At 60.3% G+C, this 26,141-nt stretch carries 29 protein-coding genes and 1 tRNA gene; 12 read left to right on the top strand and 18 right to left on the bottom strand.

Annotated elements, in window-relative coordinates:
* Positions 1 to 235: 235 nt before the first annotated feature.
* Positions 236 to 1,342 (top strand): succinylglutamate desuccinylase/aspartoacylase family protein, encoded by a 1,107-nt coding sequence (locus EGI20_RS00395; protein WP_498628689.1) that lies wholly within the window; start codon positions 236 to 238, stop codon positions 1,340 to 1,342.
* A 129-nt stretch (positions 1,343 to 1,471) separates the two neighbouring features.
* Here EGI20_RS00395 and EGI20_RS00390 read toward each other — a convergent pair whose 3' ends face one another.
* Complete coding sequence (locus tag EGI20_RS00390) at positions 1,472 to 2,905, bottom strand: high affinity choline transporter 1 (RefSeq protein WP_498628687.1); 1,434 nt, start codon at positions 2,903 to 2,905, stop codon at positions 1,472 to 1,474.
* Between the two features lie 278 nt (positions 2,906 to 3,183).
* Entirely contained in the window at positions 3,184 to 4,032 is an 849-nt protein-coding gene (locus tag EGI20_RS00385) for an MBL fold metallo-hydrolase (RefSeq protein WP_498628685.1), read from the bottom strand.
* A gap of 210 nt (positions 4,033 to 4,242) precedes the next feature.
* On the opposite strand from EGI20_RS00385, the gene EGI20_RS00380 reads away from it, so the two are divergent.
* Positions 4,243 to 5,484: a response regulator gene (locus tag EGI20_RS00380; RefSeq protein ID WP_498628684.1), complete on the top strand. Its 1,242-nt coding sequence runs from the start codon at positions 4,243 to 4,245 to the stop codon at positions 5,482 to 5,484.
* On the opposite strand, the gene EGI20_RS00375 is transcribed toward EGI20_RS00380, so the two are convergent.
* The 7 genes from EGI20_RS00375 to modA all read right to left on the bottom strand — a co-directional run bounded on the left by EGI20_RS00375 (position 5,481) and on the right by modA (position 11,017).
* A complete protein-coding gene (locus tag EGI20_RS00375; RefSeq protein ID WP_498628682.1) occupies positions 5,481 to 5,729 on the bottom strand; it encodes a FeoC-like transcriptional regulator in 249 nt (82 codons plus the stop codon). The genes EGI20_RS00380 and EGI20_RS00375 overlap by 4 nt on opposite strands.
* Entirely contained in the window at positions 5,723 to 8,008 is a 2,286-nt protein-coding gene (gene feoB / locus EGI20_RS00370; RefSeq protein WP_498628680.1) for a Fe(2+) transporter permease subunit FeoB, read from the bottom strand. The genes EGI20_RS00375 and feoB overlap by 7 nt, the downstream gene beginning before the upstream one ends.
* A complete protein-coding gene (locus EGI20_RS00365; RefSeq protein ID WP_498628677.1) occupies positions 7,999 to 8,238 on the bottom strand; it encodes a FeoA family protein in 240 nt (79 codons plus the stop codon). Before EGI20_RS00365 ends, feoB begins: the two co-directional genes overlap by 10 nt.
* A gap of 98 nt (positions 8,239 to 8,336) precedes the next feature.
* Positions 8,337 to 9,200 carry an ATP-binding cassette domain-containing protein gene (locus EGI20_RS00360; protein ID WP_498628676.1) on the bottom strand — a complete coding sequence of 288 codons (864 nt, stop codon included), beginning with the start codon at positions 9,198 to 9,200 and terminating at the stop codon, positions 8,337 to 8,339.
* Complete coding sequence (gene modB, locus EGI20_RS00355; RefSeq protein ID WP_498628675.1) at positions 9,197 to 9,874, bottom strand: molybdate ABC transporter permease subunit; 678 nt, start codon at positions 9,872 to 9,874, stop codon at positions 9,197 to 9,199. The genes EGI20_RS00360 and modB overlap by 4 nt, the downstream gene beginning before the upstream one ends.
* Complete coding sequence (locus EGI20_RS00350) at positions 9,864 to 10,265, bottom strand: TOBE domain-containing protein (protein WP_124736595.1); 402 nt, start codon at positions 10,263 to 10,265, stop codon at positions 9,864 to 9,866. The genes modB and EGI20_RS00350 overlap by 11 nt, the downstream gene beginning before the upstream one ends.
* Positions 10,262 to 11,017, bottom strand: a complete 756-nt coding sequence (modA, locus tag EGI20_RS00345; RefSeq protein ID WP_498628673.1) for a molybdate ABC transporter substrate-binding protein — start codon at positions 11,015 to 11,017, stop codon at positions 10,262 to 10,264. The genes EGI20_RS00350 and modA overlap by 4 nt, the downstream gene beginning before the upstream one ends.
* Before the next feature lie 200 nt (positions 11,018 to 11,217).
* Here modA and EGI20_RS00340 point away from each other — a divergent pair, with 200 nt between their 5' ends.
* On the top strand, positions 11,218 to 11,544 hold the full coding sequence (locus EGI20_RS00340) for a hypothetical protein (protein WP_498628671.1): 327 nt from the start codon (positions 11,218 to 11,220) through the stop codon (positions 11,542 to 11,544).
* A 75-nt stretch (positions 11,545 to 11,619) separates the two neighbouring features.
* On the opposite strand, the gene obgE is transcribed toward EGI20_RS00340, so the two are convergent.
* The 3 genes from obgE to rplU form a co-directional block, all read right to left on the bottom strand.
* Positions 11,620 to 12,873 (bottom strand): GTPase ObgE, encoded by a 1,254-nt coding sequence (gene obgE, locus EGI20_RS00335; protein ID WP_498628670.1) that lies wholly within the window; start codon positions 12,871 to 12,873, stop codon positions 11,620 to 11,622.
* A gap of 129 nt (positions 12,874 to 13,002) precedes the next feature.
* Positions 13,003 to 13,278: a 50S ribosomal protein L27 gene (gene rpmA, locus EGI20_RS00330; protein WP_124736599.1), complete on the bottom strand. Its 276-nt coding sequence runs from the start codon at positions 13,276 to 13,278 to the stop codon at positions 13,003 to 13,005.
* 12 nt (positions 13,279 to 13,290) lie between these two features.
* Entirely contained in the window at positions 13,291 to 13,602 is a 312-nt protein-coding gene (rplU, locus tag EGI20_RS00325) for a 50S ribosomal protein L21 (protein ID WP_124736600.1), read from the bottom strand.
* A 188-nt stretch (positions 13,603 to 13,790) separates the two neighbouring features.
* On the opposite strand from rplU, the gene ispB reads away from it, so the two are divergent.
* The 5 genes from ispB (at position 13,791) to EGI20_RS00300 (ending at position 17,317) form a co-directional block, all read left to right on the top strand.
* Positions 13,791 to 14,762, top strand: a complete 972-nt coding sequence (gene ispB / locus EGI20_RS00320) for an octaprenyl diphosphate synthase (RefSeq protein ID WP_498628706.1) — start codon at positions 13,791 to 13,793, stop codon at positions 14,760 to 14,762.
* An 11-nt stretch (positions 14,763 to 14,773) separates the two neighbouring features.
* A tRNA-Arg gene (locus EGI20_RS00315) sits at positions 14,774 to 14,848 on the top strand.
* Positions 14,849 to 15,261: 413 nt separating this feature from the next.
* Positions 15,262 to 15,465, top strand: coding sequence for a cold-shock protein (locus EGI20_RS00310; RefSeq protein ID WP_124735977.1), 204 nt, complete (start codon positions 15,262 to 15,264; stop codon positions 15,463 to 15,465).
* A 164-nt stretch (positions 15,466 to 15,629) separates the two neighbouring features.
* Positions 15,630 to 16,415: a DUF4396 domain-containing protein gene (locus EGI20_RS00305; protein WP_498628667.1), complete on the top strand. Its 786-nt coding sequence runs from the start codon at positions 15,630 to 15,632 to the stop codon at positions 16,413 to 16,415.
* A gap of 83 nt (positions 16,416 to 16,498) precedes the next feature.
* Positions 16,499 to 17,317: a DUF3025 domain-containing protein gene (locus EGI20_RS00300; protein ID WP_498628666.1), complete on the top strand. Its 819-nt coding sequence runs from the start codon at positions 16,499 to 16,501 to the stop codon at positions 17,315 to 17,317.
* Here EGI20_RS00300 and EGI20_RS00295 read toward each other — a convergent pair.
* On the bottom strand, positions 17,263 to 18,468 hold the full coding sequence (locus EGI20_RS00295) for a YihY family inner membrane protein (RefSeq protein WP_498628664.1): 1,206 nt from the start codon (positions 18,466 to 18,468) through the stop codon (positions 17,263 to 17,265). The two genes, EGI20_RS00300 and EGI20_RS00295, sit on opposite strands and share 55 nt — an antisense overlap.
* Positions 18,469 to 18,523: 55 nt before the next feature.
* Between EGI20_RS00295 and wrbA the strand changes: the two genes are divergently transcribed.
* Positions 18,524 to 19,117, top strand: coding sequence for an NAD(P)H:quinone oxidoreductase (gene wrbA / locus EGI20_RS00290; RefSeq protein ID WP_498628663.1), 594 nt, complete (start codon positions 18,524 to 18,526; stop codon positions 19,115 to 19,117).
* Between the two features lie 189 nt (positions 19,118 to 19,306).
* Here wrbA and EGI20_RS00285 read toward each other — a convergent pair whose 3' ends face one another.
* From EGI20_RS00285 to metX, 4 genes are all read right to left on the bottom strand, one after another.
* Positions 19,307 to 19,750, bottom strand: a complete 444-nt coding sequence (locus EGI20_RS00285) for an MliC family protein (RefSeq protein ID WP_498628662.1) — start codon at positions 19,748 to 19,750, stop codon at positions 19,307 to 19,309.
* 2 nt (positions 19,751 to 19,752) lie between these two features.
* Positions 19,753 to 21,012 (bottom strand): AmpG family muropeptide MFS transporter, encoded by a 1,260-nt coding sequence (locus tag EGI20_RS00280; RefSeq protein ID WP_498628660.1) that lies wholly within the window; start codon positions 21,010 to 21,012, stop codon positions 19,753 to 19,755.
* Between the two features lie 96 nt (positions 21,013 to 21,108).
* Positions 21,109 to 21,702 carry a methionine biosynthesis protein MetW gene (gene metW / locus EGI20_RS00275; protein ID WP_124735970.1) on the bottom strand — a complete coding sequence of 198 codons (594 nt, stop codon included), beginning with the start codon at positions 21,700 to 21,702 and terminating at the stop codon, positions 21,109 to 21,111.
* Positions 21,699 to 22,841, bottom strand: coding sequence for a homoserine O-succinyltransferase MetX (gene metX / locus EGI20_RS00270; RefSeq protein ID WP_498628658.1), 1,143 nt, complete (start codon positions 22,839 to 22,841; stop codon positions 21,699 to 21,701). Before metX ends, metW begins: the two co-directional genes overlap by 4 nt.
* A 120-nt stretch (positions 22,842 to 22,961) precedes the next feature.
* Between metX and EGI20_RS00265 the strand changes: the two genes are divergently transcribed.
* From EGI20_RS00265 to ybaK, 3 genes are all read left to right on the top strand, one after another.
* Positions 22,962 to 23,144 carry a protein MIGRI gene (locus EGI20_RS00265; RefSeq protein ID WP_124735968.1) on the top strand — a complete coding sequence of 61 codons (183 nt, stop codon included), beginning with the start codon at positions 22,962 to 22,964 and terminating at the stop codon, positions 23,142 to 23,144.
* 246 nt (positions 23,145 to 23,390) lie between these two features.
* A complete protein-coding gene (gene mnmL / locus EGI20_RS00260) occupies positions 23,391 to 24,308 on the top strand; it encodes a tRNA modification radical SAM protein MnmL/YtqA (protein ID WP_498628655.1) in 918 nt (305 codons plus the stop codon).
* Between the two features lie 65 nt (positions 24,309 to 24,373).
* Positions 24,374 to 24,856 (top strand): Cys-tRNA(Pro) deacylase, encoded by a 483-nt coding sequence (gene ybaK, locus EGI20_RS00255; protein ID WP_498628653.1) that lies wholly within the window; start codon positions 24,374 to 24,376, stop codon positions 24,854 to 24,856.
* Positions 24,857 to 24,861: 5 nt separating this feature from the next.
* Here ybaK and EGI20_RS00250 read toward each other — a convergent pair whose 3' ends face one another.
* Complete coding sequence (locus EGI20_RS00250) at positions 24,862 to 26,076, bottom strand: multidrug effflux MFS transporter (protein ID WP_498628651.1); 1,215 nt, start codon at positions 26,074 to 26,076, stop codon at positions 24,862 to 24,864.
* Positions 26,077 to 26,141 lie beyond the last annotated feature (65 nt).

Below are 26,141 nucleotides of genomic sequence, written 5' to 3'. Positions count from 1 at the left end.
GGACAAACCCTGTGCCATTTGCCACTCGCCGTCTTTTTCGCCATCCATGACACATCGGAAATGTGTTGTAACGGGTAAGCCCACCTTAGCCGCCAACACGCATACGGCATCATGGGCAAGACGCGGGGCGAGCCGCAAGGTACCATTCAGAGGAAGTGCGCTACCTGCGCTGAATGCCTGTTGAAGAACAACAGCGAACGTGACGCCGTTGATCACCCATACGACCGAGCCTGCCATGAAAATCGAGACCCTGCCCCTGATCAGCCCGATTCCCGGCCAGCAACATGCGCTGCAACTATGGCGTTTTGGCACAGCCGGCGCCCGCCCGCGCGTTTACCTGCAGGCGGCGCTGCACGCTGACGAAATCCCCGGCATGCTGACGCTGACACGCTTGCGCGAACATCTGGCCAGGCTGGAAACCGACGGACAGATACAAGGAGAAATCCTGCTGCTGCCCGTTGCCAATCCTGTCGGGCTGGCGCAGCAGCATCTGGGGCTGGCACAAGGGCGCTTCGACGCAGGCAGCGGTCTTAACTTCAACCGCCACTATCCAGACCTTGCGCCTGCCTTGCTGCAGAGGCTGCAAGGTCAGCTAGGCCAGGGCGCAGCAGACGACGTGATGATGGTACGCGCCAAGATACAGGCGCTGATGGCCGAACAGCGGCCGGCAAGCGAACTGCAAAGTCTGCAGCACACCCTGTTTTCGCTCGCCTGTATCAGCGATGTAGTACTCGACCTGCACTGCGACAGCGAAGCGGCGCTGCATCTGTATGTGCACAGCGAACAGCAAGAAGAGGCTAGTGTTCTGGCCGGCTTTATGGGCGCGGCAGCCACGCTCTACGCCACCGAGCAAGGCGGCAACTCTTTCGATGACTGCTGCACCCGGCCGTGGTGGAGCTTGCGCCAGCACTATCCCGGGCTGCCCATGGCCTGCTTTGCCGCCACGGTAGAACTGCGCGGCCAGCTTGACGTTTCACTGGAGCAAGCCGAAGCCGATGCGCAAAATTTGCTGGCTTATCTGGTCTGGCGTGGCGCCATCGCAGGACAGATCCAGCCGCCGGCCGCACCCGAAGCCCCCACGCCACTTGCCGGCGTCGGCATCAGCTATGCGCCGCATGGCGGCATTGTCAGCTACAGCCTGCCAACCGGCACCCGGGTCGAGGCCGGCACGCGGCTAGGCTGGGTGATCGACCCCTTAAGCGGCCAGCGCAGCGAACTGACGGCACAAACCAGCGGCCTCTATTACGCACGCGTGTTGCAGCGCTTTACGCTGGCCGGCAGCGAACTGTGCTTTGTTGCCGGCAGCGAACCGCTACGCCAAGGCTGCCTGCTGTCGCTGTAAGTCTGGATAAGTGATCTGGCCGTGGATGGTGCGGGACGCATTCCGCCCCAGGCTGCTGACACGAACAGGCCACAGAAAAAAAGAGCACGCCCCACCAGGGACGTGCTCTTTATGCTTTGGCACAGAGACTCAGGCGCGTCGCGCCTCTGGCGTCATCATCCCGATACGTTGCGGAGCCAGCGAGCCGATCAGCATGCCGGCCAGACTCATCAGCAAGCCCATCAGTTGCGGCGGCCAGAAGGCATCGTCGGTGTAACTGGCCTCCAGTAACAGCCAGCTAGTCATGCCGAAAGCGATGGCCAGCAGCGCGCCCTGTGTCGTCGCGCGCTTCCAGAACAGGCCGGCAATCAGCGGTACCGAAGCGGCGACCAGCGTCACCTTGTACGCGTTGCCGACCATCTCGTAGATGCTGGCATCGGACAACAAGGCAAAGGCTGTGGTCGAGATGGCGGCCACCACGATGGAGATGCGCATCGCGCGGATGAACTGGCGGTCGGTCATGCGTGGCAGCAGGTGCTTGAGCACGTTCTCGGTAAAGGTGACCGACGGCGCCATCAGCGTACCCGAGGCGGTCGACATGATGGCCGACAGCAGTGCGCCAAAGAACAAGACCTGCGCAAACAACGGCGTCTTGTCGAGGATCAGCGTCGGCAGGATCATCTGCGCATCGCGGGCGGCCACGCTGGCCACCATCCCGGGTTCGATGATCTCGGCCGCATAGGTCAGGAAGATGGGCAGCATGCAGAAGCACAGATAGAAGATCGCACCCAGGATCGTGCCGCGCTGGGCCACCTGCTCGCTCTTGGCCGACATCACGCGCTGGTAAATATCCTGCTGCGGGATCGAGCCCAGCATCATGGTCACCGCCGCACCGATAAAGCCGACCACGGTCTTGGGGTCAGTGTCGTGCAGAAAGGTAAACTTGTCGGCTGCGACCGCCTTGGCAATCACCACGTCGGCACCGCCGGCCATGCCGCCGATCAGCCACACCAGATACACCAGGCCAATCACGATGATGGACATCTGCAGGAAGTCGGTAAACGCCACCGACAGCATGCCGCCGCACAGCGTATAGACCAGCACGATGACTGCACCCAGCAAGGTGCCCATGGTGGTGCTGATCGCGCCGTCTGACAGCACGTTGAACACCACGCCCAGCGCCGTCATCTGCGCCGCGATCCAGCCCAGGTAGGACAGGATGATGACGATGCTGGAAATCGCCTCGACCACCGGACCATAGCGCTGGCGGAAGAAGTCGCCGATGGTCAGCAGGTTCATCCGGTACAGGCGGCGCGCGAAAAAGATACCGACCAGCATCAGGCAGGCAAAAGAGCCGAACGGATCTTCGACGATGCCGGAGAAGCCTTCCGCCAGGAAGGTGGACGGGATACCCAGGATGGCTTCCGAGCCAAACCAGGTGGCAAACACCATGGCGGTCACCACCGGCAAGGGCATGCTGGCGCCGGCCGTAGCAAAGTCCTTGGCATTCTGAACCCGGGTCGAGGCGTACAGGCCGATCCCGACCGTCACCATCAAATAAAGCACGACAAACCAAATCAACATCTCACGCTGTCTCCCGCGATTAGGGTGGTTGTTTTTTGCGGATTATCCGCCATGCCATGCCCCAGTCGAAGAGTTGTGAACGAAAAAACTACAGTTGCAGTGTCGTCAGCGTCCGCTGCTACCCGGGAAAAGGCAGGGATGGGCGGCGGAACCGTCCTCCCTGCCAGTGCTGCAAGGGCTTGCGGATAAGGATTTAGCCAAAAAATGCCTTTAGCCGCATATTTTTGAATTAATAAATTCAACACGCGTTAAACATGTTAAACAAAAACAACACTCAATCACGCCACCGCCAGCACATCCCAGTCCTCGACACCAAAGCGCCCCTTGCCATCACGCACCACCCTGCCGCTGGCCAAATGTGGATCATGGGTAAAGAACAGGCCGCCTTCGCGCGCCAGCAGGCCCTCAAGCAGCGCCTGCTTCTCATCGATCAGCATTTCCGGATAGCGGTCGTAACCCATGGTGATCGGCACATGTACCCAAGGCGTACCCGGAATCAGATCGGCGGCAAACACCAGCGGCCCGGCCGGCGTCGGAATTTCGGTCAGCAACATACCCGGCGTATGCCCATGCGACAGATGAAAGCGCCAGTCTTGCGGCAGGCAATCCGGTATTTCACCATCGGATAGCACCAGACGACCCGATGCCTGCAGAAGCTCGATCAGCTCGGGTATAAAAGAGGCACGATCACGCGCATGCGGCGTCAGTGCACGCTGCCAGGCGGCGCGACCGGCAACAAAGTGCGCGTTGGGAAACAGCAGTCGGGCCGGGCCGCCATCCCAGGCCGCAAGCAGACCGCCAGCGTGATCGAAGTGCAGATGCGACAGGATCACCACATCGATATCGGCATCAGACAGGCCCTGCGCGGCCAGTGCGTCCAGCAAGACATGCTGCGCCTCGACCACGCCGTAACGCTCGCGCATTTCAGGCGAGAAAAAAGCACCAATCCCGGTTTCCAGCAGGATACGCTGGCCAGCCGTTTCAACCAGCAGGCAGCGGCAAGCCAGCGGTACACGATTGGCCTCGTCAGGCGCCAGATAGCGCGACCACAAGGCACGCGGTGCATTGCCGAACATCGCGCCGCCATCCAGCTTCTGCGAATTACCATCAAGAGGGGTGAGCTTCATTGCGCCGTGCCTTTGTCATAAAAAGGCACATTATTACCAACAAAGCGGCGGATGCCAATAAACCGCCCGCAGCCGGTTCCATCCTGGCGCTACACGTCAGCGTGACATATGAAAAAGATCTCTTCGGCAAACGGATACAACATACGGCACAAGTCAACCCAGATGGATTAATGATATGATCATATTGAATTGACGCAAATGGGAAAGAGCATGCCGAGCGGCGATATCCTGCTAATCGAAGACAGTACCGCCATTCTGCACCCGCTGGCGCGGGTGATAGAACGCATGGGCTATTGCGTCCGCATCGCCATGAGCCGCGCCCAGATGAAGCAGGAGCTACTCAAGGGCGGATTGATGGCGGCGGTGCTGGATTACAGCCTGCCCGATGCACTGGAAGGCGAGGCGCTTTACGACCTGCTGCAAAAAGGTGTCCCGACGCTGGTATTGACTGCACGCAATGATGCCGCGACCCGCGAAAAGATTCTGTCCTATCCGGTCGTCGACTATATCCCCAAAGACATGCCGGCGGCGCTGGAGTATGTAGCCATGCTGCTGCGCCGTCTGGATCGCAACCGCCAGCTGGCCGCATTGGTCGTCGATGATTCGCATACCGTACGCCAACATCTCAAATCGCTGCTGGAACGCTACCTGTTCCAGGTCATTCTTGCCAGCGATGCCGATGAAGCCAAACAGGCACTGAAACAGCACAAACATATCCGTCTGGCGCTGATAGACCATGATATGCCGGGCATGGATGGCGCCAACCTGACCACCGAGATCCGTCGCAGTTTCGGACGCGAGCAACTCGCCATCATCGGCATTTCCGGTTCATCCAATAGCAGCACCAATCCGCGCTTTATCAAGGCCGGCGCCGACGATTTTTTGAGTAAGCCATTCAATCCTGAAGAGTTCTACTGCCGTATCACGCGTACGATCGAATATCTGGAAAATATGGAGGCCCTGGTGCAGGCAGCCAATCAGGACGCGCTGACCGGCCTGCCCAACCGTCGTGCCTTTTTTGCCGAGGCACTGCGCCAGAATGACGATTACGCTGTCGCCATGCTGGATATCGACCATTTCAAGTCCATCAACGACCGCTGCGGCCATGCCGGTGGCGATGAGGCGCTGATAGCGCTGGCAAAACAGCTGCGAGAACATTTTCCGGACGAAATGGCGGCGCGACTGGGCGGGGAGGAGTTTGCCATTATTCTGGGCGGCGATAACCGGGTACAGCAGCAAAGGCTGGAGAACTTCCGCCAGGCGCTGGCAAACCAGAAGCAGCATCTGGCCGGCCAGCACCTGAATCTCACCATCAGCATCGGCCTGTCAGATTGCAGCACCCAGAGTATAGAGCTGCAACTGCATCAGGCCGATGAGCGCCTGTACCAGGCCAAACAAGGCGGACGCAACTGCCTGGTTGCGCGCAAACGCAGCATGCAAGCGGCCAACTAAGCCTGCTCTAATACAAAAACCGGTCGGACTGTCTCGTCCCGCCACTGGTAGAGACGGCAGTCGCTGCTGCTGCAACCACCACAGCCCCCGCCGCATGCCGAACCACTGACCTGCACCCGTCCCTTACGTATCCACAGCGCCAGCATGGGCTCCAGGGCAGATGGCGGCACTTGCATCAGCACCGATAGTTCGGACAGACTCAAAACGGCACGGCTTTGCAAAATATCCCGCAGCCGGTTCAGCATGCGCAACTCCCGGAAGCGCAAGCCTTGGCCTTGCCTGCCGGCAGGGTATTGGCCGCGCCAGCCTGACGGCCAAAGTAGCGCAACAGCAAAAACCCCAGCCCCAGCATGCCCAGCACGCCAGCGATCCATAGCCCGGCCGTGGCCGGTACCGTTGCCAGACGCGAGACCTGATAAGTCAGCGTCGCCGCCGACCAGGCAATCACGAAGCACCATGCCCCGACCCCCGCCATCCAGCGTGCGCCGGCCTCGCGATACACCGCACCCAGCGCCGCGACGCAAGGCGTGTACAGCAGGATAAACACCAGATAGGCCAGCGCCGCGGCCGCACCGCCAAAACGCATTTGCATCTGGCCAAAGGTGGTCGTATCCACGCCCTGCTCTTCGGCAATGGCGTCACGGTCGGCCAGATCCCCGACCGACAGACCCAGCGGGTCGGTCAGCGCATCCCCCAGCGACGCCAGATTATCAGCTACGCTGGCAACGGCGGCCTGCAGGCCGGCTGCCATATCGTAAACCGGCTCATCCTCATGCCCTGCCGCTGCGCGCGCCAGATTGCCGTACAGCGAATCCAGCGTCCCCACCACGGCTTCTTTGGCGAAGATGCCGGTAAACAGCCCGACCGTTGCCGGCCAGTTGTCCTGCGTAATGCCCATAGGGGTAAATACCGGCGTCAGCACCCTGCCGGTTGCCGACAGCAGCGAAGCCTCGGTGTTTTCATTACCGAAACTGCCGTCTGCGCCCAGCGAATTGAACAGCGACAACACCATCACCACCGCCACGATCGCCTTGCCCGCGCGCACGATAAAACTCTTCAGCCGCTGCCAGCTGTGGATCAGCATGCCTTTAAGCGTGGGCAGGCGATAAGGCGGCAGTTCCATCACAAAAGGCGAAATCTCGCCCGACAGCAGGCTGTGCTTCATGGCCAGCCCGGTCAGTACCGCAATAGCGATGCCCAGCAGATACAGGGCAAACACCACATTCTGCCCGTCGCTGGGGAAGAAAACAGCGGCAAACATCACATACACCGGCAAGCGTGCACCGCACGACATAAAAGGCATCATCATGATGGCGGTCAGCCGGTCGCGGCTGGAGTCCAGTGTGCGCGTGCCCATAATGGCCGGCACATTGCAGCCGAAGCCGACCAGCATGGGTACGAAAGCCTTGCCCGGCAGGCCGACCGCGCGCATGGCACGATCAACCACCATGGCGGCCCGCGCCAGATAGCCCGAGTCTTCCATAAAAGACAGACACAGGAACATGGCGGCAATCACCGGAATAAAGGTCGATACGGTCTGAATGCCGCCGCCGATGCCGTGGGCCAGTACCGCCACCAGCCAGGCCGGAGCACCCATGTTTGAGAGCAGATGAGCGGTGCCATCCACCAGCAAGGTGCCGGTGGCCAAGTCGAAGAAGTCGATAAACACCGCGCCGGCATTGATCGCAAGCAGGAACATCAGATACATGGCCAGCAGGAACACTGGCAGACCGGTCACCCGGCCCAGTGCGAAGCGGTCAAGCCGCGCGGTCATGCCGGGGCTGGCAATATGCTCGCGCCGCAGCACTCTGGCACACAGCAGATCGATGGCGCTATAGCGCGCGCTGGCCAGCGCGATATCGGCGTCCTCCCCGGCCAGATCCGGCAGTGAACTGGCCGTACCCTCCAGCAAACGTGCCGACTGTATGGCACGGCTGACATCCGGCTCGGCCTGTGCCTGCGCCTGCAGCCAGGCTTCCAGATCGCCCGCCAGCGTAGGCTCGGGGCAGGGGATCACGGCGCTCGCCGCCGCCAGCTGGATGGCCGTCACCAGTTCGGCAACCCCCTTGCCACGATTGGCGCAGATGGCAAGCACCGGGCAGCCCAGTGCCTGCTGCAGAGCCGGCATGTCTATGCTGTGGCCACTGTTTTCCAGCGCATCCACCATATTCAGCACCACCAGCATCGGACGGCCCAGATCCAGCAACTGGAAGGTCAGAAACAGATTGCGCTGCAGATTGGCCGCATCCAGCACATTGACAATCAGCCCGTCCGCACCGGCCAGCACATGGTCGCGGGCGATGCATTCGTCTTCCGATACGCCTTCGTCACCGCCTTCAATCGAATAGGTGCCAGGCAGATCAATCACCTCCAGCGAGACATCGCCACGCAGACGCCCGCTCTTGCGCTCTACCGTGACCCCCGGCCAGTTGCCGACTTTCTGCCGCGCGCCGGTCAGCGCATTGAATAATGTGGTTTTACCGCAGTTGGGGTTGCCGATCAGGCTGATGCTGTTTAACGGCATAGCGCCACCTCGAGTCCGTCCGCCTCGGCCCGACGCAGGCACAAAGAAAAGCCGCGCAGGCTCAGCTCGAGCGGGTCGCCAAATGGCGCGACGCGCACGATTTCGACCATACAACCCGGAGTGATCCCCATCGCCAGCAGTTTGCGCCGGAATGGCAATGCAGCCGCAGACAAAGCGCTGACCGTCGCTTTTTGACCGGGCCGCAATTGACCCAGAGTGAGAGGCAACATGATGCACACTCCGACACAAATGATAATGGCTCGCATTATCACCCTATCGGCGTGATTTAATCCAGCAATGAATGCGATTTATTCGCATTTATGTCACATCACAGAATCAGCGGACTAAAGCCCTTGGCGGCGATGGTGACACTAGCCCCCACGCGCAACCGTGCCGCCTCGCCCTCATCCAGCACCACATCGACAATCTGCCCGCCCACCAGCAAGCTGGCCATCTCGACCACGTCGACGCGGCGTATCGCCAGCACCTGTGCCGCCAGATGAAAGCGTCCGCCGCTGCTTTGCGCGAGAAACAGCTCGGCCGGTGCGCCCTCGCCGACCACCTGCCCCGCTTCCAGCCTGAGCACATGCTGCGCCAGACGAAACACCTCGGCCAGATCATGACTGACCAGCACCGTAGACAAGGCAAACCGCTGTTGCAGCGCCAGCAACTCGCCCTGCAACTGCTCGCGCAAATCCGGATCCAGCGCCGACAAGGGCTCGTCCAGCAGCAAGAGCCGCGGCTCGGCCGCCAGCGCGCGCGCCAGTGCTACCCGCTGCTGCTGGCCACCAGACAAAGTCGCCGGCTTGCGCGTCGCCAGCGCAGCCAGCCCGGTCAGCGCCAGCAGCTCGTCCACCCGCTGCGGGTCTTTGCGCGCTTGGGCAAACTCGAGATTGCCGCGCACCGATAAATGCGGAAACAGCGCATAGTCCTGAAACACCATACCTACCCGCCGCGCCTGTGCCGGCAGGCACACGCCCTTGCTGCTGTCGAACCAGAGTTCGCCATCAACCACGATGCGCCCGGCGTCCGGGCGCACCAGCCCAGCCAGCATCCTGAGCAAGGTGGTCTTGCCGGCGCCCGAGGCACCAAACAGCGCTACGCGCTGCCCCGAATCCCAGCGGCTATCCACGCGCAAGAGCTGGCTACCCGCCGCGCCATCCAGCCGCTTTTCCACGTTGATTTCTATCATGCGGTCCTTAACGCGCGACGGTTGAACAGATACACCGTCAGCAAGATGACAAAGCTCAGGACAAACAGCACACCGGCGTACAGATTGGCCGCGGCATAGTTCAGGCTTTCGACTTCATCGTAAATGGCAATCGAGGCCACCTTGGTCACCCCCGGAATATTGCCGCCTATCATCAGCACCACGCCGAATTCACCCACGGTATGGGCAAACGACAACACGATACCGGCCAGCAAAGCCCCTTTGATATTGGGCAAAAGCACAGTAAACAGGGTATTGCTGCGCGAGCGCCCCAGCGTATAAGCCGCCTCGCTCAGGCTATGCGGCAAGGCCGACAGGGCCGACTGCAAGGGGTGCACCATAAAAGGCAGGCTGAACAGAACCGAGCCCAGCACCAGCCCTTCAAAGGTAAACACCAGACGCAAGTCGAAGGTCGCCAACAGCCAGCCACCCAGCGCACTATTCGGACTGAAGGCCAACAGCAGGTAAAAACCCAGCACCGAGGGCGGCAGCACCAGCGGCATGCTGACCAGGGTTTCCGCGACCGGCTTGAAGCGGCTTTGGGTGGCCGCTAGCCACGCCGCCAGCGGCACACCGATCAGCAGCAGGATCAGGGTCGTGATGCCGGCCAGACGGAAGGTCAGCCACAGCGGTGCCCAGTCAAGTTCAGTCCACATCAGAGAGCACCGTCAGTTCGTTGGCCTTGACCAGCGCAATCACCTCGTCCCCCACCACAAGCGCCAGCTCATCCGCGCCGCGCCGCGTAATCAGCGCCTCCAGCGTCAGGCCGGCGCAGTCGAGCATAATGCGCGACAGCAAACGGCCATGCTCCAGACGCAATACCCGCCCGGGCAGGCGGTTGCGCAGGCTGATGGCGGACAAGGGCGGGCGCGCCAGCGACACTTCCGCCGCCTTGATGGCGACATACAGGCGTGCGCCGGCCTCGTCCACGCCGTCCAAACCGGCGGACAAGGCGGTCAGCTCGACACCATTATCCAGTCTGAGGCGGCTCAGGCTCAGACAGCCCTCGCGCTCGCGCTCGAGCAAAGTGGCGGCAAAGCGGTTCATGGCAACAGATAACCGTGTTGTTGCAAAATGCGCTGCGCCTCGGGGCCGATCATAAAATCGGCAAAATCCTGGGCGGCTTTGCCCTGCGTGGCGGCACCATGGCGGGTAATCAGCATGGCCTGGCCGATAGGCTGGTACAGCTTGCGGTCTACGTCCACCCACTGTCCCTGCCCCGCCATCTGGCGCGACAACACCACCGCCTTGGCGGTAAAGCCTGCGTCTGCCGCGCGCGAATGGATGTACTGGTTGGTCTGGGCGATGCTCTCGCCAAACACCAGCTTGGCACGCAAAACGCCATCCAGCTTGAGCCGCGCCAATACCTTCATGCTTTCTCGGCCATAGGGCGCGACCTTGGGGTTGGCGACGGCAATCTTGCCGACTGCGGGCGACAACAGGCTCTGCTGCCAGTTTTTCATATCAAAGCCCGGCTGCCTCGACCACAGCACCAGCTGACCATAGGCGTAGATGCGCGGCGCGCCGGCAGCATGGCCGGATGCGGCCAGCGCCGCCGGATATTCGGTATCCGCCGACAAGAAAACATCAAATGGCGCGCCGTTCTGGATCTGGGCGGCAAACTTGCCGGAAGAGTTGTACACCGGCTGGAGCGGGATGCCGCTTTGCGCCGTAAAACGCTGCGCCAGTTCGACAAAGGTGTATTGCAGATTGGCGGCGACGGCAACAGTCAAGGGTTCGGCAGCACGTACGCTCAGACCGGAGAACAACAGGACAACAAGCAATAACAGACGGGGCATGCGGCATATCCTGGCGGGCAATGCCTGCGAGTGTATCAAAACTATCCAGCTTATCGTGGATGGCACCAAAAGCTCGCCTGCACTTCTGCGGCACGTGAACAAATGCACACACCCTACACTTAAAAAGTAACCGCAATCATAATTCAGGCATCGTCAAGGGTGGCAGCAAGCTCACCATCCGCCATACAAGGATATCAAACATGAAAAAACCCCTGATCATTGCCATGCTGCTACTCGGCTGCAGCAGCGTATTTGCCGGAAGCTGGGATGTTCGCAAGGAAATATGGGAAGGCGCGCATGAAGTTGGCCAAGCCAAGCGCGAGGGTGCGCGTGAAGTCCTGCAGGAAAGGCGGGAAGCGGCACGCGACTTCTACAATGCCGATACACCGTGGGAAAAGCGTCAGGCCATCCGTGAAGGTGCCCGCGAAGTCCGCCAGGCCAAGGCGAGAGCCTTCCGCGAAGTCCGTCAGGAAAAGCGCGAGGCGCGCCGCGAAATCCGCCGTGAGATCCGCAAACACTACCGTTAAGCATCCGGCACAGACAAACAAATCGGGGACAGGCCTGCTGACAGGTCTGCCCCCGATTCTTTATCACGTCAAAGCTTATTCGCCAGCCTGTTTTCCTTCTTCGCGCGCCGCGCGGTTGGCCGCTTTGGCCGCGGCCAGTTCGGCCTCTTTCTTGGCACGGGCGTCAGCTGCTGCCGCTTCACGCTGGGCATGAGCGGCCTGACGCTCGGCCCGCAATACCGCCTTGGCTTCGGCTTCGGCCGCTTCCTTGGCTGCCGCTTCATCACGCTCCTGCTGACGCTTGATGTCGAGATATTGCATGATGGCGTGGGTCAAGGGCTTGGTGCCTTCACCGGTCAAAGCCGAAATGGAGAACACGCGTGGTGTCACCATATCGAACTCGTAGCTGTCGTCCGGCTTGGCCGAAGTCCAGCCGAAGGCCTCAAGGAAAGCCGACACCGTCAGCTCGCGCTCTTCTTCCGGCAGCATGTCCAGCTTGTTAAGCACCAGCCAGCGCGGCTTGCTCAGCAGCTCCTCATCGTACTTTTTCAGCTCTTCCACCAGCGCATGTGCCTCGCGTACCGGATCGACATCCGGGTCGAATGGAGCCACATCCACGATGTGCAGCAAGATACCGGTACGCTGCAAATGCTTGAGGAAGCGGTGGCCCAGGCCTGCACCGTCGGCTGCGCCTTCGATCAGGCCAGGAATATCGGCAATCACGAAGCTCTTGGTATCCTGCATCCGCACCACACCCAGATTGGGATAGAGCGTGGTAAACGGGTAGTCGGCCACCTTGGGCTTGGCCGCAGACACCGAGCGGATAAAGGTCGATTTGCCGGCGTTGGGCATGCCCAGCAAACCGACGTCGGCCAATACCTTCAGTTCCAGACGCAGCGAACGTGATTCGCCGTCTTCACCCGGCGTGCACTGGCGCGGCGCCCGGTTGGTCGAGCTCTTGAAGTGGATATTACCCAGACCGCCGGCACCGCCCTTGGCGATGCACAGGCGCTGACCATGATGGCTCAGGTCGGCAACCACTTCGTCGGTATCGGTATCCATGATGATGGTGCCGACCGGCATATGCAGTTCGATATCTGCACCGCCTGCGCCGTAGCAATCGGCGCCACGACCACGCTCACCATGCTCGGCAAGGTATTTTTTAACAAAACGGTATTCAACCAGGGTGTTGACGTTCTCGTCGGCCACGGCATAGACACTGCCGCCCTTGCCGCCATCGCCACCGTCTGGCCCACCGAACGGCACGAATTTTTCACGGCGGAAGCTGGCTGCGCCATTCCCGCCACGGCCCGCTACCACTTCAATACGGGCTTCATCAATAAACTTCATCTTCTCATCCTTGCGCTGGACAGTGAGGAGTCAGGCATCAGATGCCGCGTGTGCAGCACCTCATGCCTCACACCTCACAAAAAAGAAAAGCCCTATCGCAGGATAGGGCTTTCCAGACCGGAACGGCGATTACTCGGCGTCTGCACCGGTGTACGGAACAACATTAACCGTCTTGCGCTGCAGAGCACCTTTGGTGGTGAACTCTACATAACCATCAACCTTGGCGAACAAGGTGTGATCCTTGCCCTGACCAACGTTCTCACCTGCGTGGAACTTGGTACCGCGCTGACGCACGATGATGGAACCAGCTGGGATCAGCTCGCTACCGTAAACCTTAACGCCGAGGCGTTTGGCTTCGGAGTCACGACCGTTGCGTGAACTACCGCCTGCTTTCTTGTGTGCCATGACTTATGCTCCTTACTTCGAAATCTCGTCGATACGGACTTCGGTGTAGTTCTGACGGTGACCTTGATGCTTCTGGTAGTGCTTACGACGGCGCATCTTGAAGATGCGAACCTTTTCGCCACGGCCGTGGGCAACAACCGTAACCTTCACGGAAGCACCAGCAACCAGAGGAGCACCTACAGAAACCTGTTCACCGTCAGCGACCATCAGCACTTCTTCAAGTACGATCTGGCTGTCGATGTCTGCAGGTATCTGTTCTATTTTGAGTTTTTGACCAACGGAAACTTTGTACTGTTTCCCGCCGGTTTTTATGACCGCATACATTCGAATAGCTCCTAATTCAAAATCTTCCGTACACGAAGCGTGCGAAAGAGCCGGGAATTCTACGCAAGTGCCTGAATCGTGTCAATTTTTTGCCCGCCCCGCCCTCACATGCACAGGGCATGGCGGGGCGCAGGGCTTTTCTGTTAATATCATGCGCTCCTGGCCCTAGCACTCACGCATACAAAATCATTGTGTCCAACCTCCTCTACCGAACCCTGATCGCCGACGACATGCAGGCGGTTGACCGCGTTATCCGCGAGAGTCTGCACTCCGACGTTGCCCTGATCCGCCAGATGGCCGAATACATTATCGGTGCGGGGGGCAAACGCATGCGCCCGGCTCTGACCCTGCTGTCCGGTCTGGCCTGCGGCTACCGCGGCGAGCATCTGTACAAGCTGGCAGCGATGATAGAGTTCATCCACACCTCGACCCTGCTGCACGACGATGTGGTTGACGAGTCCGATATGCGCCGTGGCCGCGAAACGGCCAATGCCCTGTTCGGCAACGCGGCCAGCGTGCTGGTGGGTGACTTCCTGTATACCCGCGCCTTCCAGATGATGGTCGGCAGCGGCAATATGCGCGTGCTGGAGGTGATGGCCGAGGCCACCAATATCATCGCCGAAGGCGAAGTGCTGCAACTGCTGAATATCGGTGAAACCGACGTCAGCGAAGAGCAGTACTTGCAGGTTATCCGCTACAAGACCGCCAAACTGTTTGAGGCGGCGGCACAAGTGGGGGCCATCATGGCAGGCGCCGACGAAGACAGCATTGCGGCGCTGGCTGCCTATGGCATGCATCTGGGTACGGCGTTCCAGATCATCGACGACGTTCTGGATTACAGCGGTGATGCAGCCACCATAGGCAAGAGCCTGGGCGATGACCTGGCCGAGGGCAAACCGACACTGCCGCTGATCTACACCATGCGTCACGGCAGCGCCGAAGCCGCAGAGCTGGTGCGTGATGCCATTGCCAATGCCAACCGCGACCGTTTCCCAGAAGTGCTGTCTGCGGTACAATGCTGCGGCGCGCTGGATTACGCCACGACTGAAGCCGAACGCGCAGCCGATGCGGCCATTACCGCGATTGCCGGCTTGCCCGAGTCGGACATCAAGGCGGCGCTGGTCGACCTGGCTTACCAAGCGGTGCGCCGTCAGGCCTAACCTGTTTCAGAGTCTCCGTAGTTAAATGGATATAACGGCCCCCTCCTAAGGGGCAGTTGTGGGTTCGATTCCCGCCGGGGGCACCAACAAGCAGTTCCACAAAGTTCCAAGAAGTTCACCCAACCCGCACAGCACTAGGCTTTGCGGGTTTTTTGTTGGCCGATAGAAGCAACAGCCCCCAAGCAACCGTCCTACTGGCCCTGATACCGCAGGCCAGCATACAAAACCCATGCCCCCAAGCCAAACAAGCACTTAGCGGCGCATGGCTATGGCCGGCGTAAAACCGGCCATAGCTTGGCCGAAATTATTTTCACAAAACCATTTGACCGACCGGGACAAGGTGCGTATAAAGGTCTCCGCAAGATCTTCAAGTAGTAGATTCAAGTATCAGAGTTGTTCCTCTTTATTGCGGTACTCCATTGTTCCACTCGGTCTTCCTTGATTATTGCGCATTCGGGCTTAGGCCCATTTCTACAGATTTGTTTTAAAGGAATTCCTCATGGAAACCGGTACCGTTAAGTGGTTCAACGACGCAAAAGGCTTCGGCTTCATCACTCCTGATGCAGGCGGCAACGACCTGTTTGCACACTTCTCCGAAATCCGCGCTGACGGCTTCAAGTCGCTGGCCGAAGGTCAGAAGGTTAGCTACGTATCCGGCATGGGCCAAAAAGGCCCACAGGCAACCAACATCCAGCCGCTGTAATTCGGCCCGGATTTGTTGTCTAGAAAAAGCCCCGCATTGCGGGGCTTTTTGTATGGGTAATGCGCATGAATATGCGCGCAAAAAAGCTAAAGACACTCCCCCCTCATAAGAAAACCCAAAGTAATCAGGCTATAGATAGAGACTTGCAAACATGAGTTTCTGCCATGCCTCTCCAGCATCTACCCGCCTGGCTTCACCCCCTTTCCCTGTTCACTCTTGCACTGGGTCTCGCCTGTTCTATCTATATCCTGCTTGACCAGCGCCAACGCCCTGCTCCCATGATGGCCATCATGCGCTGGGTCTGGCCAATCAATGCGCTGTGGGCCGGACCACTCGCCATCTGGGCCTACCGCCATATCGGCAATGGCAGCAAACCCCGCATCACATCTGCTCACGCCATGAAGATGGACATGCCCGCAGGCGGACACGATATGAAAATGAGCATGGATATGGGCGCCATGAAGATGGACCATATGAAGATGGGGCACATGGACATGGGTCCTAAAAAGCCGTTCTGGCAGAGCATCACCGCCGGCACCCTGCATTGCGGCGCAGGCTGCTCCCTGGCCGACCTGATCGGCCCCTGGCTGTTTCTCTTGATGCCTTTTTTGCTATGGGGCAGCCCCGTTTTCGGCGAATGGGCACTGGACTATCTGCTGGCGCTGGCTATCGGCGTAACCTTCCAGTACGGCGGCCTGATCGGCATGGTACCGCAGCAGGGTGCAGCGCTATGGTGGCGCGCGCTCAAGGTCGACTTTCTGTCGCTCAGTGCATGGCAAGTCGGAATGTATGGCTGGATGGCCTTCGCCATTTTCTGGCTGATCGGCCCGATGCATCCCACTGAACCTATCTTCTGGCTGATGATGCAGATCGCCATGGCTTGCGGCTTTATCACCGCCTACCCGATGAACTGGTTTCTGGTTCGCGCCGGCATCAAGACCGCCATGTAAGCCCCATGCTGCGCCGGCAACAAACCGCACCCGGCGCAGCAACTTGCTTTAAAATATTAGGCCGCATACCCGAACTGCCCGGCATGATCTCCACTTCCTTTCCGCACGCCCCCGCCCCGTTTTTCTCCACGCTGGACAGCCTGAGTGCGCTCACGGCAGTGCTGCAGGCCTGGCCCACACAACAAGACTATGACCAACTGCTGGCCAGCGCCCGCCATAGCGGCATCACACTGCCGCCGACACTGCGTTTCGCCTGCGACCTTGAGCCAGAAGCCTATTACGAGATGCATATCGGCAGCACCGGCGAAGTCCCGACCCGCAGTGAAAACTGGCACGACTGGTTTAATGCCTTGTGCTGGCTGATCTGGCCACAAAGCAAGACCGCGCTGAATGCACGCCATGTGCGCGCAATCGAGCGCGGAGAAGTCAAGCGCGGGCCGCTCAGGGATGCGGCGACCTTGCTGGATGAGTGCGGCGTGATTGTCGCCAGCTGCCGCCCCGACCTGCTCGCGGCGCTGGATGATATGGACTGGCAGACGCTGTTTGTCGGGAACCGCGCAGCCTGGGGACGGGAAATCGTCCCGCTGGTACTGGGGCATGCTGTCTTCGAGCAGGCGCTGGCTCCGCACCCAGGCTGGTGCGCCAAGGCGTTGCTGGTCGAGGTTGATGCCGACTTTTTTGGCCTGCCTCAAAGCGCGCAACTGGCGGCGCTGGACGCAAGGCTTGCCAGCGCACTGAGCAATGACGACTGGCTGCATAGCCCGCGCCAGATGCCGCCCTTGCCGCTACTGGGCATTCCCAACTGGTGGGCAGCCAACCGCGACCCGGATTTTTATCAGGATGCCGCTTATTTCCGCGCCACGCGCAGGGCAAAGTCGGCCAGCGTAGTGCTTTCCAGCTGATCGACAAAGGGCTGGAATACGCGGTCGACCTCCTCGGCCAGCGCGTCATCCTCGACATCGCCGCGATAGACAAACAGACGGAACAGCTCGGCCAGGTTGATGGTCGAGAGCTTGCGTCCCAGCGCCCAGTCGCCGGACTGGGTGGCCAGCACCATGCCTACGCTGGACAGACGCTCCAACACCCGCCCCAGTTCGTCGTAGCCGACAGCGACTTCGCCGCGCAATGCCTGCGGGCTGACCGGCTTGCCGCGCTCTTGTGCCGCATCCAGCAAGACCATCACCTCCAGCGCATCCAGAAAACGGCGGCGCGGCTCATTGCGCCGCCGCCATGCCTGACCCTGCCAGTAAGACAGCGAAGCGGTAAAGCTGGCCCCTACCAGCAAGACCATCCACAGCAGATACAGCCACAGCAGGAAAATCGGAATACTGGCAAACGCACCATAGATCGTCTGGTATGACCCCATCTCGCCGATATAAAAGCCGAACAGCGCACGCACCGCCTCCAGCAAAATGGCGGTGAGCGTGCCGCCCAGCGCGGCATGCCTCAAGGGTACAAAGCGGTTGGGCACGATACGCAGCAACAGGGTCAACACCAGCGTCGTCAGCAAAATGGAGCCTGCCACCTGGATAGACTGATCCAGCAGCGGCGACACCCGCTCGAAACGCGTGACCTTGAATAGCCAGCGCCAGGCCAGCAAGCCGCCGCCCAGCAAGATAGGCCCCAGCGACAACACCATCCAGTAGATCATGGTCTGCTGCAGCAAGGGACGCGGCTTGTTGACGCTCCAGATCGCATTAAAGGTGCGCTCCACCGTCGCCATCAGCATGATGGAAGTCGCCCCCAGAAAGATCACGCCGAACAGCGTCAGCCCGGCTGCGTTCTCGGTAAACTGGCGCATATAAACGGTAATCACCTTACCGGCAAATTCCGGCACCAAGGTGGTCAGCAGCAGTACCTTGAAGCGGGTGCTGTATTCGGAAAATGCCGGAAAAGCGGAAAAGACCGTCAGCGCAATCGTCAGCAAGGGCACCAGCGCCAGCAGCGTGGTAAAGGTCAGACTGCCGGCTACTTGCGGCAGGCGCAAACGAGCCATGCGCGTCAGAGTAAAGCGGGTGAAGCCGAACAGTGCTTCAGGACGTGGGAAAGTCATGGTTTCCAAGTGTAAGATGCTGCCATAACTCATGGTAACGATTTTCGGAGACACAATGCAGGATATCCTGGTGCTTTATTACAGCCAGCACGGCGCAACCCGCGAACTGGCGCGCCTGATCGCACGCGGTATCGACAGTGTAGACGGCTGCCGCGCACGCTTGCGCACCGTCCCCAAGGTATCGACGGTATGCGAAGCCACCGAGGCGACGGTACCGGACGCAGGTGCGCCCTATGTCGAGCGCGCCGATCTGGCCGAGTGCATAGGCCTGGCGCTAGGCAGCCCGACCCGTTTCGGCAATATGGCTGGCGCAATGAAATATTTTATCGATAGCACCAGCGCCGAATGGATGGCCGGCACGCTGGCCGGCAAGCCGGCCTGTGTGTTTACCAGCACCGCCTCCATGCACGGCGGACAAGAGACCACGCTCACCTCGATGATGATTCCGCTTCTTCATCACGGCATGGTGCTGCTGGGCCTGCCCTATACCGAGCCTGAACTGGCCGCGACCACCAGCGGCGGTACGCCTTATGGTGTCAGCCATGTCGCTGGCCTCAAGAACGATCATGCAATCAGCGAAGCCGAGCGCAAGCTAGCGCTGGCACAGGGCAAGCGTCTGGCTGAGATGGCAAAAAAACTTTCGGTCTAAGCTTCAACCGGTATCTGCCAACTCAAAGCCTGCAGCATGCGCGAGCACGCCAAAGCAGCAAACAGGTGCGCACCAACCCGGAGGACGGATGCGAGGTGATGGCCGGACAGGTACGCTTTTCGCTGTCAGGCCGTACGCGTCAATATGGCAGGCCATCCCTAGCCGCCGTGCTGCGGCTAACACCGCAGCCTAGTTCGGCTGCGCCACACACTGGCGCACCAGCATCCGGCCACCGCGCGTGCTCAAAAATGCGCTATCGCCCTTGGTCCACCACACCAGCTGGCGGCTGGCGTAGCGTGCTCCGCTGCCGCTCACTGCCAGGCTCAAGCGGTACTTATACCCCTTCCAGCGCAGGCGGATAGGCTGCGTGTCTGCATCGGCATAGGCCGGATACAGCACACTAATCTGTTGCGCCCCCGCGCAACGGTAGTCAACCCGAAAAGGCACCGAACCCAAGGCGGGTTCGACCACCGGGGCGGGCTTCGGCGCCTCCGGGATGGCGACGAGCGGCGTGGCCGGCACCGCCAGCGGCGCACTGCTCTCCAGCGCCGGCATCGACGCTTGCACGGCACTGGCATCGGCCCATGCCATGCCACTCATCAGCAGCCCTAAAACAGCAAGCGGAGATCTCACGCTTATGCCTCCTTCCATGGCGCGACCTTGTGCAGCAAAGCCATGCCTGGCAGCGCCAATACGGTACAAATCAGAAAAAATACGGTCCAGCCCAGACTGTCGACCAGATAGCCGGTGCCGGCATTGGCCACCGTGCGCGGCACGGCGGCGAGGCTGGTAAACAGCGCAAACTGGGTGGCGGTGTAAGCAGGATGGGTGGTGCGCGCGATAAAGGCGACAAACGCCGCCGTACCCAGCCCCACCCCCAGTGCTTCGAAACCGATCACCAGCGCAAGGCTGGACAGCTCCGTCGCACCAACCTCGGCAAAGCGGCCATGCATCGCCAGCCAGGCAAAACCCAGAATCGACAGCACCTGCACCACGCCGAACACCCACAAGGCGCGGTTGATGCCCAACTTGATCATCCAGGCACCGCCCAGCAAGCCGCCAATCACCGCCGGCCAAAGCCCGGCATGCTTGGCGACCAGCCCGATCTCGGACTTGGAAAACCCCATATCCATATAAAACGGCGTCGCCAGCGCAGTGGCCATGCTGTCACCCAGCTTGTAGAGAAAGATGAAACCCAGAATCAGCAGCGCGCCCTTGACGCCACTGCGCCCGATAAACTCGTGAAACGGCTCGACTACCGCCTCGCGCAGGGTCTTGGGAGTGGCGGCTGCCAGCGCAGGCTCGCTTACCATCAGCGTCATGGCAATGCCGGGCAACATAAACACGGCGGTAATTACAAACACCTGCGCCCATGGCAGATGGTCGGCCAGAATCAGCGCCAGCGAGCCCGGAATCAGGCTGGACAGGCGATAGGCATTGATATGGATGGTGTTGCCCAAACCCAGTTCGCGGTCGGACAATATCTCGCGCCTGAAGGCATCGATCACCACATCCTGACTGGCAGAAAAGAATGACACCCCCAGCGCCAGCGCCGCGATAGTCATCAGATCCTGCTGCGGCGAGAACAGGCCAAAGCCCATCATCGACAGCAAGAGTGCACACTGGGTCAGCAGCATCCAGCCACGGCGCCGGCCAAACAGCGGCGGCGTAAAGCGGTCCATCAGCGGTGCCCAGACGAATTTCCAGGTAAACGGCAACTGGATCAAGGCAAACAGGCCGATAGCCTTGAGGTCTATGCCCTCGCTTCTGAGCCAGGCCGGCAGCAGGTTGATCAGCAGATACAGAGGCAGGCCGGAGGCAAAACCGGTAAAGACGCAAATCAGCATCTTGCGCGACAGGATCTCATGCTTCCAGTCGGTGGGTGCGTCAGTCATAAGCGGGGACAGCCTTTTCAATCGGGGTAGAGGGGCAGAGCAGCAAAGCGGGCATTCTACGCCACGCCCCCGCTGCCCGACATGCCGGCCCGGCCTTTATTGCCGGCTGACGCGGTAAAACGCCAGGCTGCCCAATAAATTGGGCATGAAATCGATGCGCCGCCCTTTGTCCATCACCACCCGCTCCAGCACGCGTATGCCGTTCTTGGCACACAGCGCTTCGAAATCCCCCAGCATGCACCAGTGGATGTTCGGCGTGTTGTACCACTGGTAAGGCATGGTTTCCGACACCGGCATCCGCCCGCGCATAATCTGCCAGCGGTTGCCCCAGTAGCCGAAATTGGGGAAGGTGACGATAGCTTCACGCCCGACGCGCAGCATCTCGATCAGGATCTGCTCGGTGTGCAGCATGGCCTGTATGGTCTGCGACAGCACCACTACATCGAAGCTCGCATCGCCAAACTCGGCCAGGCCCGCCTCCAGGTCGGCCTGCAGCACATTGATACCGGCCTCAACGCAGCGCACCACATTGTCGACGGCAAAGTCGACGCCATAGCCGCTCACCTGTTTGCTCTGCTGCAAGTGAGCCAGCAATTCGCCCGAGCCGCAGCCCAGGTCGAGCACGCGCGAAGAAGGTTTGATCCAGTCGGCGACCAGCGCCAGATCCGGTCGCAAGGCAGGGGTACTCATGCGCTTATCTCCGCAGCAACGCGGCCCAGATAGGCACGCATCAGCTCTACATAAGGGGGGTCCAGCATCAAAAAGGCGTCGTGGCCGTGTGCCGACTCGATCTCGGCATAACTGACGCGCCGTCCGGCGGCGACCAGCGCCTTGACCGTCTCGCGCGAGCGCTCGGGCGAGAAGCGCCAGTCCGAAGTAAAGCTGGCCACCAGAAAACCGGCGCTGGCACGCTGCAAGGCCTTGACCAGATCGCCACCGTATTCGCGCGCCGGATCAAAATAATCCAGCGCCTTGGTCATCAGCAAATAGGTATTGGCATCGAAGCTGTCGGAGAATTTGTCGCCCTGATAGCGCAGATAAGACTCGATCTCGAACTCGACATCGAAGCCGAACTGGTATTCGCCCGAGCGCAACATGCGGCCGAATTTCTCGCCCATGCCGTCATCCGACAGATAGGTGATATGGCCCAGCATGCGCGCCAGGCGCAGGCCGCGACGCGGCAACACGCCCTGGCCGTAAAAGTTGCCGCCATGAAACTCGGGGTCGGTGAGGATGGCCTGACGCGCCACATCATTAAAAGCAATATTCTGCGCCGACAGCTTGGGCGCCGAGGCGATCACCAGCGCATGAGCGATGCGTTCGGGGAAACGTATGCTCCAGTCCAGTGCCTGCATGCCGCCCAGACTGCCACCTATCACCGCCGCCCAGCGCTCGATGCCCAATCGGTCGGCCAGTCGGGCCTGCGCGATCACCCAGTCCGCCACCGTCACCATGGGGAAGTCCGCCCCCCAGGGCTGGCCACTGGCCGGATTGATCGAGGACGGCCCGGTCGAGCCATGGCAGCCGCCCAGATTATTGACCCCGACCACGAAGAAGCGCTCGGTATCGATGGGCTTGCCCGGCCCAATCATATTGTCCCACCAGCCGGCACTCTTGTCGGACTCGCTATAACGCCCGGCCACATGGTGGTGGCCGGACAAGGCGTGGCAGATCAGGATGGCGTTGCTTTTGGCCGCATTCAGCGTGCCATAGGTCTCGAATGCCAGCTGATAAGCCGGCAGTACGGCCCCACAGGCAAGCGCAAGCGGAGTATCAAACGCCGCATACTGGGCACTGACTATCCCGACAGAAGAGGGAGTAACGGACATGGGTGATTGCGGCCTCGAAAAAATCGCCATGTAAGCGGTCAGCCATTATATCGTTTGGGCAGACTTGCGTAAGCTTCAAGTACAAAGCAATAATGAGCCCCCATATCCCCCGCCTTAGCCATGTTCGGTCGCCTGTTCAAATTTTTCGTTCTGTGCTTTGTGCTGTATGCAGCCTATCGCTGGCTGTTTGACCGCAGCCAGAAAAAGACCCTGCGCGAATGGGTCCTCATCCTCGCGCAGGCACTGGTGATCAGCTCGGCCATCTTCGGTGTGCTGTATCTGTTTGGCTGGCACCGCTTATAAGAGCGTGTTCACGATCTCGCGAGCGAGGGCGAGACAAGGCGAAAACGGCTGAGAAAGCGGAATGTACAGGTGGTACATGAGCATTTCGAAACCGTTTTCAACGCCGTATCGCTGATGCGCAGCAGATCGTGAACAGGTTCTAAGACCCAGGGCGGAAGCGGAAAGCCATCCACACCCAAGTCTTTGATCCAGCACAGGGATTCATTTTCACCGGACTGTTAAGCTGTGCGGTTTTTTCCGGCCGCCATGCAACTCGATCACTACGTCCACACCTTCGGCCATTACCTCAAGGCACGCTTCGGCGAACGCGTGCATAAGCTGTCACTCGCCGGCGACTTCACCTGCCCCAACCGCGACGGCACGCTGGGCCGTGGCGGCTGCACCTTTTGCAATGTAAAAAGCTTCGGTCGCGATGCCGGCATTCTCTCCATCAGCGAACAGATCGCCCGCGAAAAGATTCGCACCGACCGCGCACGGCGCTATCTGGCCTATTTTCAGGCCTACACCAGCACCTATGCCGAAGTCGAAACCCTGAAAGCACTCTATGACGAGGCCGCTACCCAGTCCGATATCGTCGGCTTGTGTGTCGGCACCCGTCCCGACTGCGTACCGGATGCGGCACTGGACCTGCTGGCCGGCTATCAGGCGCAGGGCATGGAGGTCTGGCTGGAGCTGGGTCTGCAAAGCGCGCACGACAAGACACAGGAAGCCATACGCCGCGGCCACACGCTGGCCGACTACCGCGACGCGGTGGCGCGCGCGCATCTGCGCGGGCTCAAGGTCTGCACCCACCTGATTGCCGGCCTGCCCGGCGAAAGCCATGCAGATATCCACAGCACACTAAAGACCGTACTCGACATCGGCGTCGAAGGCCTCAAGCTACACCCGCTGATGATCGTGAAAGGCAGTCGCATGGCGGCGCAATACCAGCGACGCGAAGTCATGCCGATGCCGCTGGACGAATACGCGGCGCTGGCGGCCGATTTGATCCGCGCCACCCCGCCCGAAGTGGTCTACCACCGCGTTTCCGCTACAGCGCAAGCGCCAACGCTGATTGCGCCCGACTGGTGCGGCCCGCGCTGGCTGGCGATGCAGGCCATAGCCGACAATCTGGCACGCCACGGCGGGCAAGGCAGCGTATTGGGGCAGCCATGGCATATGTAAGCCGGACTTTACCGGCAGCCTGAGCGACTCTAAGCTAGCATGGTTTTTTATCGACAAAGAGCACCATGGCCAAGGAAAAAACTCCGGTGACCCAGGCGGTACGACTACTGCGCGAGCACGGCATCGCCTTTAGCGATCATCTGTATAAATACGAAGAGCGCGGCGGCACACGCGTGTCGGCGCAGGAACTGGGCGTAGACGAGCATTGCGTCGTGAAAACGCTGGTAATGGAAGACGAACACAAAAAACCGCTGATCGTGCTGATGCATGGCGACCGCGAAGTGGCGACCGGCCTGCTGGCACGCGCCATAGGCGTGAAAAAAGTCATGCCGTGCGACCCCAAAACCGCCGACAAACACAGCGGCTATCAGGTTGGCGGCACCAGCCCCTTCGGCACGCGCCACGCCATGCCGGTTTATATGCAGGCCAGCATCGCCGACTTGCCGCGCATCTATATCAATGGCGGCAAGCGCGGCTATCTGATAGGGATAGACCCTGCCGATGTGGTCAAGGTATTGAACGCGACGCTGGTCGAGGCCGCCGCCTGACCTTTTTAGCGCTCAAGGCAGGAGGCGCGGCCGACACGCCGCCGGTAGGCGTAACGGAAGGCAAAACCCAGCGTCAAAAAGGCTGTCATGGTCAGCGCCAGCATCAGCGGGCTGCCCCATACCAGGGGCGACACCACGCCGGCAACGATACTGGCCAGCATGGTCTGGGTGAAGCCCTGCAGGGAAGATACCGTGCCACGCAGTTCGGGAAACTGGTCCATCAGGGTCAGGGTGATGGAAGGCGACGCCAGCGACATGCCTGTGGTGTACAGCATCAGGGGCAGCACGCTTTGCGGCACGCCGGCCGGCAACCACAAACACACCGCCAGATTGGTGGCTGCGGCAATAAACATCATCCAGTAGGCGATGGACACCAGCTCGCGCGCGCCGCGCCGCCCGGCCATCTTGCCCGACAGGAAAGCGCCCAGCATGATGCCGCCAACGGCCGGGCCGAACATCCACAAAAACTCGTCCGGCCCCAGCCCAAGATGGCGCATTAAAAACACCGGCGCCGACGGGATATACAGGAAGAAGCCGGCGAAGTTGCATGACACAGCCGCGGCCAGCAACTGGAATTCGCGCTTGCGAAGCACGGTCAGATAAGCCTGCCACATCGTGGAAAAACGCAAAGCCTGGCGCTTTTCCGGCGGATGGGTTTCCGGCAAGGCAAACCAGCTCATGGCAAACAGGCCGAAACCGATCAGCGCCATAAACACGAAAATCGAACGCCAGCCAAAACCGCCATACAGAAAACCGCCCACCACCGGTGCAATCGCCGGTGACAGCGAGAACAGCATGGTCACCTGCGACATCAGTCGCTGCGCTGCGGCCCCGTCCAGACAATCTCGGATAATCGCCCGCCCCACCACCAGCCCCGCCCCGCCACACAAGCCCTGCAAGGCGCGAAACAGCAGCAGCGTGCCCAGATTGGGCGCCAGCGCGCAGCCTAGCGATGCCACGCCAAACAATAAAGTCGACGCCAGTAAAACACGGCGCCGCCCCACCGCATCGGAAATGGCTCCGTGCCACAGCATCATAAAGGCGTAACACAGCAGATACACCGTCAGCGCCTGCTGGATTTCTATCGCGTCCACGCCCAATGCCTCACCGATGGCATGCATGGCCGGCAAAAAGGTGTCGATGGAAAACGGGCCGACCGTGGACAGCGCCGCCAACAAGAAAGCGAGTGCCCCGTGGCGCTGGGTGACAGATGGTGGCATGCTGCATTCCGGATAGAGTCACAAACAGGGTGGCGGTTTTCCGTTACCCAAGAAACGAAGGAGAT

The sequence above is a fragment of the Aquitalea sp. S1-19 genome, assembly GCF_024343515.1.
The sequence above is the reverse complement of the archived record's forward strand: the minus strand, read 5'-3'. Positions and strand labels throughout refer to the sequence as shown.